This is a genomic window from Solitalea agri (genome assembly GCF_023914155.1).
GTDB lineage: Bacteria > Bacteroidota > Bacteroidia > Sphingobacteriales > Sphingobacteriaceae > Solitalea > Solitalea agri.
Window position 1 is genome coordinate 332068 of the sequence record NZ_JAMWYS010000036.1, and the last position, 12631, is coordinate 344698.

At 38.8% G+C, this 12631-nt stretch carries 7 protein-coding genes; 6 read left to right on the forward strand and 1 reads right to left on the reverse strand.

Features of this window, described 5'->3' with window-relative positions:
* Window positions 1–149: 149 nt before the first annotated feature.
* From NF867_RS12420 to NF867_RS12435, 4 genes are all read left to right on the forward strand, one after another.
* Window positions 150–1217 (forward strand): efflux RND transporter periplasmic adaptor subunit, encoded by a 1068-nt coding sequence (locus NF867_RS12420; RefSeq protein WP_252588320.1) that lies wholly within the window; start codon window positions 150–152, stop codon window positions 1215–1217.
* An 82-nt stretch (window positions 1218–1299) separates the two neighbouring features.
* Entirely contained in the window at window positions 1300–4413 is a 3114-nt protein-coding gene (locus NF867_RS12425; RefSeq protein ID WP_252588321.1) for an efflux RND transporter permease subunit, read from the forward strand.
* Between the two features lie 20 nt (window positions 4414–4433).
* A complete protein-coding gene (locus tag NF867_RS12430; protein ID WP_252588322.1) occupies window positions 4434–5735 on the forward strand; it encodes a TolC family protein in 1302 nt (433 codons plus the stop codon).
* Between the two features lie 95 nt (window positions 5736–5830).
* Complete coding sequence (locus tag NF867_RS12435) at window positions 5831–6250, forward strand: response regulator (RefSeq protein WP_252588323.1); 420 nt, start codon at window positions 5831–5833, stop codon at window positions 6248–6250.
* Here the strand turns inward: NF867_RS12435 and NF867_RS12440 are convergent.
* The gene (locus NF867_RS12440) at window positions 6244–6714 is read right to left on the reverse strand and encodes a hypothetical protein (RefSeq protein WP_252588324.1); all 471 of its coding nucleotides are present in this window, start codon (window positions 6712–6714) and stop codon (window positions 6244–6246) included. The two genes, NF867_RS12435 and NF867_RS12440, sit on opposite strands and share 7 nt — an antisense overlap.
* A 167-nt stretch (window positions 6715–6881) precedes the next feature.
* On the opposite strand from NF867_RS12440, the gene NF867_RS12445 reads away from it, so the two are divergent.
* Both NF867_RS12445 and ggt read left to right on the forward strand, forming a co-directional pair.
* Complete coding sequence (locus NF867_RS12445; protein ID WP_252588325.1) at window positions 6882–10625, forward strand: S8 family serine peptidase; 3744 nt, start codon at window positions 6882–6884, stop codon at window positions 10623–10625.
* Window positions 10626–10809: 184 nt separating this feature from the next.
* Window positions 10810–12534: a gamma-glutamyltransferase gene (gene ggt / locus NF867_RS12450; RefSeq protein ID WP_252588326.1), complete on the forward strand. Its 1725-nt coding sequence runs from the start codon at window positions 10810–10812 to the stop codon at window positions 12532–12534.
* Window positions 12535–12631: the final 97 nt, after the last annotated feature.

Here is a 12631-nt window from a genome sequence, read left to right on the forward strand (position 1 = left end):
TACTGTTTATGAATGCTGGGGTTGGCTAAATATTGTCAATTTCAGAGTAAAAACGTTGATACAGAAAATGGATTTAAAATAAAATCAACTTACTTGCCATAAATTTGTTATCACACATATTTCCCAAAACGCAAACACAACAGCAATCGATGAAAGTTAAACACATCATTTACACATGCATAACTCTAGTGCTAGGTTACCTCATTTACCATCGTATCACAGCTCCCTCACCAGGCAATGAAAAGGCAGGAGGTGGTAAAAATGCAGGTAAACCCGGAGGACCTGTTGCTGTAAATGGTATAGTTGTTAAGTCAGAAGATTTTACCGATAAACTTAATATAACCGGAAACATCGTTTCAAACGAACAAGTTGCCATTCGGAGTGAAGCTTCTGGTTTAATTACAAATATTTATTTCAAAGAAGGTAGCAATGTTGCCAAAGGCGCATTGCTTATAAAGATTAACGACAAGGATCTTCAGGCTCAGCTGCAAAAGGCTTTGACCATGCAAAAGCTGGCTGAAGAAAAAGAGTACCGCGCTCGTATCTTGCTAGAAAAAGAAGCCGTTAGTAAAGAAGATTACGATGCGACTTTAGCTGATTTAAACGCTCTTAAGGCTGAAACACAATTGATCCGTGTTCAAATTGTTAAAACAGAAATCAGAGCTCCTTTTAGTGGAACCATTGGATTACGCTCAGTTTCGGTAGGCGATTATTTAACCCCTCAAACAGATATTACTACCTTGGTGAATGTAAATCCCGCAAAAATTACGTTCACAGTTCCAGAGAAATATGTGGCCCTGATCAAAGCAAAATCAACGGTAACATTTACAGTTGAGGGCAGCAACGAAATTCATAAAGCTTCCGTTTACGCCTTGGAGCCTCAAATTGATGAAACCACCCGTACTGTTGAATTAAAAGCAACAGCGCCTAATAACGATGGACGTTTGCTTCCAGGCTCATTTGCAAAAGTGGAGTTAGCATTAAAAGAAGTAAAAAATGCATTGTTTGTGCCAACACAAGCAGTTGTTCCATTGTTAAAGGGTAAGAAAGTATTTGTTTGTAAGAACGGAATTGCCAAAGATGCATTAATTGAAACTGGCGCACGTACCAGCAACCGGGTTCAGGTGTTATCGGGTATTAATGCCGGAGATACAATTATTACAACAGGTATTATGTCGTTAAAAGCGGAAACGCCTGTAAAAGTTAGTATTAATTAAAGAGTTAAAATGACTGACAATGTCAGAGGTTTTATCGAAATCTATTTTTAATACTAATTAATCTAACAAAGAACTTACTGAAATGAGTAGTTTATCCACCACCAGCATTAAGCGTCCGGTACTGGCAATAGTAATGAATATCATTATTATTCTGTTCGGATATATTGGTTTTAAATATTTAGGGGTACGTGAATACCCGTCCATTGATCCTCCAATTGTAAATGTTCGTACCAGTTATCCGGGTGCAAATGCTGATGTAATTGAATCGCAGATAACCGAGCCACTTGAAAAAGCCATCAATAGCATTGACGGAATTCGTACCATATCATCGGCAAGCAACCAGGGCTCGAGCAATATTACCGTCGAATTTAATTTAAGCAAAGACCTTGACGATGCGGCAAACGATGTCCGCGATAAGGTTTCGCAGGCTGCCAGAAGTTTACCAAAAGATGTTGATGGTTTGCCTGTAGTAAGTAAAGCCGATGCCAACTCTGATGCAATCATTTCGATGACCTTGCAGAGTAATACTCGAAACCAATTAGAAGTTAGTGATTATGCCGAAAATGTGTTGGCGGAGCGTCTGCAAACTATTCCTGGCGTAAGTTCCATTCAAATATGGGGACAAAAGCGCTATGCAATGCGTTTGTGGATCGACCCGATCAGGCTGGCTTCTTATGGATTAACCACCCTTGATGTTAAGAATGCGCTCGATAGGGAGAATGTTCAATTGCCAACCGGAAAAATTACCGGCGATAATACGGAATTGACCGTAAATGCAACCGGTAATATGTCGACCGAGGAAGAGTTCAATAACCTGATAATAAAAAATGATGGAGCGAATATTATTCGTTTAAGCGATGTTGGTCGTGCAGTTTTAGGCCCTGAAAATGAAGAGACCATGCTTCGTGAGTCGGGGATACCAATGATTGGTTTGGCTCTGGTGCCTCAACCAGGAGCTAATTATATTGATATTTCCAATGAGTTTTATAAGCGATATGAGCAGATCAAAAAAGATTTGCCAAAAGATTATAAAACCGATATAGCCTTAGATAATACCATATTTATCAAAAAGTCAATCAACGAGGTAGTTGAAACATTGGGTGTAGCCCTTATCCTGGTTGTGTTGATCATTTATATTTTCTTCAGAAACTGGGGAATTGCATTTCGTCCGTTGATTGATATTCCGGTTTCGTTAATCGGTACATTCTTTATTATGTACCTGATGGGCTTCTCCATTAACGTACTTACCTTGTTGGCCATTGTTTTGGCCACAGGCTTGGTTGTTGACGATGGTATTGTTGTTACCGAGAATATTTATAAAAAAGTGGAGGAAGGATTATCGCCGTTTGAGGCTGCTATCAAAGGTTCCAACGAGATATTCTTCGCTATTATTTCTACTTCAATAACGCTTGCTGCTGTATTCTTACCAATTATCTTCTTAGAAGGATTTGTTGGCCGGTTGTTCCGTGAGTTCGGTATCGTGATATCCGCAGCAGTATTGATTTCTGCGTTTGTATCATTGACCTTAACGCCCATGCTTAATGCGAAGCTAATTCGTAAAAACCAAAAACAAAGTCGTTTTTATGAACTAACCGAGCCTTTGTTTGTGAACATGGTTGAGAGCTATCGGTCTTCATTAAACAGTTTCCTGTCCAAGCGTTGGATGGCATTTCCGCTTATCGGACTTTGTGTTGTCATGATCTTTTTCTTTGGAAAAATGCTTCAATCGGAGTTAGCTCCGCTGGACGATCGTAACTTCATTAGTCTTTCAGTAACAGCACCCGAAGGAGCTTCATATGATTATACCGATAACTTCCTGAAGAAAATCACACAAACGGTAATGGACTCAATTCCTGAAAAGCAGGTGTTGCTCACGGTAACAGCTCCAGGTTTCGGTAACTCGGCAACTAATACGGGTTTTGGTCGACTGAGATTAAAAGATCCGGATCAGCGAACTCGTTCACAACAACAAATTGCCGACTATCTTACTAAGCTAACATCGGGCATGTCAGAAGCCAGGACCTTTGTTATTCAACAGCAAACTATTTCAGCAGGAGGAGGCCGTGGATTACCGATTCAGTATGTATTACAGGCTCCAACTTTCGAAAAGCTGAAAGAAATACTGCCTAAGTTTATGGAGGCGGTGCAGAAGGATCCAACTTTTACAATGACCGATGTTAACTTGAAGTTTAATAAACCCGAACTTAATATTACCATCGATAGAGATAAGGCCAAAGCTTTAGGCGTTTCATTTGTTGATGTGGCACAAACACTCCAACTAGGCTTAAGTGGTCAGCGATTTGGCTATTATATTATGAATGGTAAACAATACCAGGTAATTGGCCAGTTTGATCGTTCTGACCGTGAAGATCCTTCTAATCTTACTTCAATATTTGTTCGTAATAATCAGAATAAGTTGATCCAGATGGATAACCTGATCAAGATTGAAGAAAACAGTTCCCCTCCGCAATTATATCATTTCAATCGATTTACGTCAGCAACAGTTTCGGCAGGTATAGCACCAGGCAAAACTATAGGAGATGGTATTGCTGCTATGGATGCAATTAAGAAAAAGGTATTAGATGATTCATATCAAACTTCTTTGAATGGAGCTTCAAGAGATTTTGCCGAAAGTTCTTCAAATATCATGTTTGCCTTCGTATTGGCACTGGTGCTTATTTACTTAATATTGGCAGCCCAATTCGAGAGCTTTGTTGATCCATTAATTATTATGATCACGGTTCCTCTGGCAATTGCAGGAGCTGTTTTCTCATTATGGTTATTCAACCAAACCATTAATATTTTTAGTCAGATTGGTATTATTATGTTGGTGGGCTTGGTAACTAAAAATGGTATTTTGATTGTTGAGTTTGCTAACCAATTGAAAGAGCGGGGAGTTCCACTGCAAAAGGCTATCAGAGATTCTGCAGCTGCTCGTTTACGTCCAATTTTAATGACCAGTTTAGCTACTGCTTTAGGAGCATTGCCAATAGCAATGGCTTTAGGTGACGCAGCAAAAAGCCGTATGAGTATGGGGATAGTTGTTATTGGAGGTATTTTGTTCTCCCTGGCATTAACTTTATTTGTTATTCCAGCCATCTATTCATACATGTCGCAAGAGCATAAGCCTCATCCTGATGAACATGCATCAGAAGATAAGGATTCAGAACCAAAATTAATTACTGCCGAAGCTTAGGCATTACACAATATTAACGAATGAAAAAAATAACAACAGCTTTATTGGTTGTACTTTTATGCTCCGCTAGTTCAAAAGCACAGGAACTATTAGATATCAATAAAGCCATTGAAATAGGGTTGGAGAATAATTATTCAATAAGAATTGCCCGTAATGACGAGAAAATTAGCACTAATAATGCCCGTGATCTTTATACAACACTTTTACCGGTAGCTAGTGCATCAGCTGGTTTTAATGGGAGCAGAGTGAATACTAGGCTAGTGTTTAATACTGACTCCATCCAAAATCGTAACTGGGCTGAATCGCATAGTTATAACGGAAATGTAGGTTTAAGCTGGACCATTTTTGATGGGTTAAGAATGTTTGCAACCTATGATAAGTACAAGGAGTTTGAGAAATTGGGCGAAACCAATACACAAATTACTGTTTTGCAAACGGTTTATGCCATTGTTTCCACCTATTATACAGTAGTAAGTCAGCAAAATCAAACGAAGAGTTTACGGGATGCTTTGGAGCTTTCGAGGAAACGGGTGAAAGACGAAACCAACAAATATTCGGTAGGTAAGGCCTCTAAGCTGGATGTGTTAAACTCAACAGTTGATTTAAATGCCGACACCACAAACCTGATGCGCCAATTGCAAAACCTGCAATCGAGTAAAATACTTTTGAATCAATTATTGGCAAGGGATGTAACTACCAATTTTAATGTTACTGATACTATCATTATTGATTATGGGCTGAAATATGAAACGGTAAGGCAAAGCATTCTGACCAATAACCCTCAGTTAAAGGCGGCTCAATTGAACAAAAACATTGCTTCATTAACCTATAAAGAAATAAGAGGTGATCGCTTTCCGCTAGTTAAGTTAAATACGGGGTATAATTATACAAAGTCACAGTCTAGCTATGGTCAGGTATTGTCTAATCTGAACAATGGGTTAAATTATGGCGCAACTGCCTCAATTAATTTGTTTAATGGCTTAATTCAGAATAAGAGGGAGCAAAATGCCAGAACGGAAATTAACACATCTGGTTTGCTCTATGAACAGTTGAAGCAGGGTTTGGATGCTCAATTAAGTACGGCATATATCAACTATCAAAACAGTATTTCTCTGGTGGGGGTTGAAGCTGCAAACAGACAGGTGGCCCTTCAAAATCAAGATATTACCTTTGAAAAATATAAACTGGGAAGTGTTACCCAATTGGAATTGCGGCAGGCTCAGCAAAATTTTATTATTGCCGATTTTAGATATATCAATGCTCAGTACGATGCAAAAACGGCAGAAATTGCTTTAAAATTACTTGCGGGAAATGTTCGATAGAGATACATTGGTTTTTGTAGTTTTTTTTTCATAATATAGAACTTTGTATTGGCATTCTACGTATAAGCAATTACCAAAAACCAGAACTAGAGTGGATGGAGAACTTTATATTTAATTCAGCGCTTATTATTGACGATAGTACGATCGATAATTTGATACACAAGAAAATTCTTGTCAACTATCATTTTGTCAAAAATGTACATTGTGTAGTGGCTGTTAAAGACGGGCTTGATTATATTCAAAAGCAGCTGGAAAAAAAACTGGACCTCCCTGAATTGATCTTCCTAGATATAAGAATGCCTGAAATGAATGGTTTTGATTTTCTCAAGATGTTTGAGCAGTTAGATCCTTCTATTTTAGAAAAATGCAAAATATACATGCTATCTTCATCACTTGATCCTGTTGACCATGAGCGAATTAGCAACTATAAGTTTGTTAAAAAGTTCTTAGGAAAACCGTTAACGCGTCAGATATTGGAAGAAGAGTTTTCGGCACAGCATGAGGTAGATCAATAAGCCGCATTATAATCAACAACCAAATTTAATTCAGTCATTTTATCCTTTTTTACTTCAATTGGGCATATATTGTTGTGTCCGTCAAAACGGTTGGCAAAGTATCCCTCTTTTTCCTTAACGAAAACGGAATAACTACCCGGTTGAAGTAAAACTTTAAACTTCCCCATTTTATCTGACCAAACTCTTTTTATTTCCCTAGTTTTTATATTACTGTAAAATGAGCCGTTGGCAGTAGTTTCATTTACATTGGTAAGCTCATAAAATACAATTTCGCGTTCAATGGCTTTTCCCTGGTTCGCCGATTTCTTTTCCCCAATTGATGGCATGTAATTCCCCGATCGGAATACTACCGTTCCGCAAACTCCGCTACTATCTGAAAATGTATTAGGATCAGTTTTTTGATAAAAACTATTTGGCAAGAAAATAGCAGACAAAAAGCAATACGTCAATAAAATAGGCTTCATACTAATAAAGCTAAACAATTTATAAAACAGAATTGTTGGTTTGGCCGACAAAAAAGTAACTTTTGTAGTTAAATAGTATTAAAACTTACATCTGATATCATCGAACTAATTGGTTTGTTCAAAAAAGAATAAATTAGTGTTTCGTAAACAAAAAGTAATTCACATTCATGAAGATCCGTTTAGGTTTCCTTTTTCTGATAATTTCAATTGTATTACCGTCTATTCTTAGTGCTCAGTCATATAAGGAAGTAACTAAAACACAGCGGAAATCACTTAAGCAACTAGCGAGTAAACTTCATGATGAACATGAGAAAAACTTTAAGCAGGCAAAGCTTTTTGCTGAAAAAAGAGGCTTGCCTCTTCGTACAGTAGATTCTAAAGGTAATATTATTGCGGTGCACCGTATTGATGCAAACGGGATGTTAGTGTATGTTACAACCAATAGCAATATTAAATCAGCAGTCACCATCGGAACTGCTAAAGTTTGGCCGGGTGGTTCGACCGGTTTTAGCTTAAGTGGTTCAAGTTCAATTTTAAGAGATAAGCTAGCAATATGGGATGGCGGCCAACCGCTATTTACCCATCGTGAGTTTCAAAGCCGTATAAAATCAGGTGATGAAACGACTGATTCACAAGATCATTCGACACACGTTGGTGGAACAATGATTGCTGCGGGCCTAAATCCGGCCGCAAAAGGCATGGCCTTTAAAGCTCCTTCCTTGATCGGCTTCGATTTTAATAATGATGATGCCGAAATGGCAACTGCTGTTGCTAAGTATGGTTTACTGGTATCTAACCATTCATACGGAAATATTGCGGGTTGGTATTTTCGCGAATCGAGAGCAGGCACGGATACCGATCCTAATTGGGAATGGTACGGTGAAGATGGGAAGTTTGAAGATTATAAGTTTGGTGATTATGATGCTTCTGTGGCTGCCTGGGATGATATCTCTTTTAAATCACCTTATTACTTAATTGTTAAGTCGGCCGGGAATAATCAAAACCAAAATGGCCCAGATATTGGCCAACCCTATTATCAACGCAATGCTGCAGGTAACTTTACCTTGAGAAGTGCAAGAGTTCAGGGGGCTATTTCAAGTAATGATTCTTACGATAATTTATCCACCAATTGCAATGCTAAAAATATACTGGTAGTTGGAGCTATTTATGGTTTGGACAATGGCTATACAAAGGCATCTGATGTGCGATTGGCACCGTTTAGCAGCTGGGGGCCAACTGATGATGGGCGAATAAAACCTGATATAGTTGCTAACGGAATTAATGTATTGTCGACCTTGGCAGGTAGTGATGATGATTATGGCATATTGAGTGGCACCTCGATGGCCGCGCCATCGGTTGCTGGGTCTGCATTGTTACTGCAAGAACAGTTCTCAAAATTCAATAATGGAAACTTTATGCGTTCAGCCACGCTCAAAGGGCTGATTATTCACACTGCGGATGAAGCTGGCAATGCTGCTGGTCCTGATTATAAAATGGGCTGGGGAGTAATGAACACTGCAAATGCAGCTACCCTTATTGCTGAAAATGGAAAGTACAGCATAATAAGCGAGCAAGTGCTTCAGCAAGGAAAAAGTTACGAGTTGAAAGTAATTGCATCAGGAAGAGAGCCTCTTTCGGTAAGCATTAGCTGGACCGATCCAGCAGCCACAGCAACTCCTGATGGTACGGTTGATGATCTTTCCAGTAAACTATTGAATGATTTGGATGTTCGTGTTACCAAGGGATCAGATGTTTTTCAGCCATGGATTTTGGATCCTTCCAATCCTGCAAATAATGCCTCAAAGGGTGATAACTTTAGAGATAACGTCGAGAAAATTCTGATTGATAATACCGAGCCTGGTGAAACATATACAATAACAGTTACCCATAAGAATACTTTACAAAACAGGCAACAGGCTTTTTCATTAATTGCAACAGGAGTTGGAGGTAATGCGTATTGTACTTCTGCAGCAACTGGAACAACCGGCCTGAAAATTGGTAGCGTTAAAATTGGAAACTTTAATAACACTAGTTCAGCTTGTAGTGGATATTCAAGTTATTTAAACAATCCGGCATTGGCTGAGCCGGGACAAACTTTGCCAATAAATGTTGTGTTAAATGCTTGTTCGGCAAGTACTAATGGGTTTGTTAAATTATTTGTTGACTGGAACGGCAATGGTAGTTTTGATGATTCGGGGGAGGCAGTTGCTACGAGTAGTTTATTAAATGCCTCGGGGCAGTTTAATACTAATATTTCCATTCCATCTACCGTTAATGTAGGTGATATTTTAAGGATGCGACTTGTTTTGACTGAAACGTCGCAGAGCGCTAGTGTTTTAGCGTGTGGAAACTATCTAAAAGGAGAAACAGAAGATTACGCGTTAAAAATTACACCTCCTTCCAATGATGTTGGAGTAAGTGCATTAGTATCTCCAGAGAATTTTTCATGTGCAAACAACGTCATGAAAGTGGCCGTTTCAGTAAAAAATTATGGTAGCAAGAGTGCAAGTGCAATACCAGTTGCGGTAGAAATTAGTGCCAATGGAACCTTGGTTAAAAAGTTAACAGGAACAATTAATGAAGTGTTGAGCCCGGATGCAGAAACCAATTTTATCTTTAATGAAAGCTTTGTAACGGTATCGGGAGCTTCATATTTGTTTAAATGCTATACTGGCTTGACTACTGATCAGGTGAGAAGCAATGACTCGATTCGAACCGCAGTTTCGATTGCAGTAAACCCTGAAGCTCCACAATTGAATTTTATTGCTTGTGATGATGAGGGCTTATTGCTAAGGTCTTCGGTAACGGACGGAACGGTATATTGGTTTGATTCTGCCACCTCCTCAAATCCAATTGCAGTTGGAAATAATGCCTATGTCAGCACAAAGCCATCAGTAATTTATGGAGCGCTTAATGATTTCTCAGGAAAGGTTGGCCCTACAACTCGTACCGTATACGGAAGTGGTGATAATGCATATAATCAGTTTACACCTTCAGTAAGGTTAACAGTTAATGCACCGATTGTGTTGCAAAGAGCTCGTTTGTACATTGGTCATTCAGGAACAATAACATTTACTGTTACGGATGAACAAACCGGGGTTGAAGTGTCATCGGTTAAACTTAATGTAAAGGCTACCAGAAACCCCGAAGCGGCAGGATCGCAACCAACGGTTAGTAACGATCAGGGTGCCGTTTATGATCTTAATTTAAAAATACCAACTGTTGGCAATTACCTTATCAATATTGCCTACGAAAATGACGCGACCATTTTCCGTAATAAACAAGATACACCAATCAGCTACCCGATATCTATTCCAGGAGTTTTGGATATTACGGGTAATACCGCAAGTATAAGTGGCACCACCGGGCCTGATAATTATTGGTATTATTTCTATGATATGGAGGTTAAAGCATTAGGATGTGTAAGCCCAAGGTCTGTCGCCACGCTTCAAAAAGTGGAAATAACACTTAATAATGATATCCTTACCGCGAATGTTGAGGGTTCAATGCAATGGTTTTTAAACGACGTTCCTATAGAGGGAGCAACAGGGCCAACATATACGCCGATCCATTCTGGAGTTTATATAGTAAAATTAGTTGATAATTGCAGCGCTACCTCAAATGAGATAGCGTATCAATTGCCCAATGTTCCCAAAGATATCGGGCTCAAACTTTACCCGGTTCCAACATCTGAAGATGTAACTGTTCAGTTTAATGTTTGGGAACCTTCAAAAGTTCGAGTTTCAATAATAAATGCATTAGGTCAATTGTTTGTTGATGAAACAGCAAGTAGTTTTAGTGGGTATATGAATAAGAATTATCGCTTGGATGGATTTAATCCGGGGGTGTATTTTGTTCGGGTAATTATCAATAACGAAGTTTATTCAGATAAATTAACGGTGATCAAATAAAAAATTAAAAAGTAGAGATTTGATTTGGAAAGACCGGTTTAATTATTTTTTGAATGAATCAATTATCTTATTTAAGTCTATATATAATTTCATTTAATGTTGAAAAAGCGTCTTTTAATTTAAAGACGCTTTTGTTTTTTATCTCCTGGTAATTTAGTGTTTGTATCACTTATCAATAAACTCAATGAACCTTAATCAATTCAAATTCCTTTTTTCAACTATCCTCCTTTCATTTCTGCTTGTTTCCTTTTCAATTGTTAATCCGGATAAAGAGAGTAGCGATGGTTACAAAAATGGGGCTGTAGTTACGGCGCATAGTGAGGCATCAAAAGTAGGGCTAGCTATTCTAAAAAAAGGTGGAAACGCTGTAGATGCTGCGGTGGCAGTTCATTTTGCCTTGGCTGTTGTTTATCCCAATGCCGGAAATATTGGTGGCGGAGGCTTTATGGTATATCGTTCGCAGAAAGGCGAGGTAAATTCGCTCGACTTCAGGGAAACTGCACCAGCTGCAGCTCATAAAGACATGTATCTTGATGCTCAGGGAAATGTTATTAAGGATCTAAGTATTTATGGCCATTTATCTGCTGGAGTGCCAGGGGCTGTAGATGGGATGGTACAAGCTCATAAAAAATATGGCAAGTTGAAATGGGCAGAACTGATTGAGCCGGCAATTCAATTGGCTCGTACTGGTTTTAAGATTACGGCTATGCAAGCCCGTGAAATGAATAAGCATAAACCTGATTTTATCAAATATAATCAACCTGCTAGCAGCTACTTAATTAATACTGATGACTGGAAAGAAGGGGATGTTTTACAACAGGAAGATTTGGCAAAAACGCTGGAACTGATAAGAGATAAGGGTAGGGCTGGTTTTTATGAAGGTATTACCGCAGATAATATTGTTAAGGAAATGGTCTTCGGAAAGGGTCTGATTTCCAAAGAAGATCTTAAAAATTATAAGTCGGTTTGGCGTAAACCATTGCAAGATGATTATCGAGGGTATAAAATTATTTCGATGCCACCTCCCTCGAGTGGCGGAATTGCTTTGCTTCAGCTTTTAAAAATGGTTGAACCTTATGACTTAAAAGCCATGGGCTGGAACACCATAAAAAGCATTCAGTTAATTACCGAAGCCGAAAGAAGGGTATATGCCGACAGATCAGCCTACTTAGGCGATCCTGAATATTACAAAGTTCCGGTAGATGCATTGTTGAATGAGTCATACTTGAAAACTCGAATGGCCAATTTTTCTTTCGAACAAGCAACACCTAGCTCAATGATAAAGCCCGGTGATTTAGGACCAACTAATGGATCACCGAAAAAAGAAAGTGAGCAAACTACCCATTTTTCAATTGTTGATAAGGAAGGAAACGCGGTGGCTATCACTACCACGTTAAACAACAGCTATGGATCACACGTTTTTGTGCAGGGCTCTGGATTTTTATTAAATGATGAAATGGATGATTTTAGTGCAAAACCGGGTGTGCCGAATTTATATGGAGTTACAGGCGGAGAGGCAAACTCAATTCAACCAGGTAAGCGTATGCTAAGCTCTATGACGCCTACAATAGTAGAAAAGGATGGGCAACTATTTATGGTAGTGGGAACTCCGGGAGGCTCTACCATTATAACCACAGTTTTTCAAACTATAGTGAACGTTATTGATTATAATATGAACATGCAACAAGCTGTTGATGCAGGAAGGGTTCACTTTCAGTGGTTGCCTGATGTTGTTCAGTACGAAGAAAAAGGCGTAGCTGCTGCTACTCTAGAAGCCTTAAAGCAAAAAGGGTATATGCTTGAATTGAGAAATGGTATTGGAAGAACCGATGCGATTTTAAGAACTCCATCAGGAACTTATCAAACCGGTGCCGATAAGCGGGGCGACGATAACTCTCAAGGGTGGTAGAAATAGCAAAATATTTAATATAACTAAAGAGGCTGTCTCAAAAGGACGGCCTCTTTCTATTTTCAGGGGTTATCAACAAGTTAAAGCAGGATTTGTT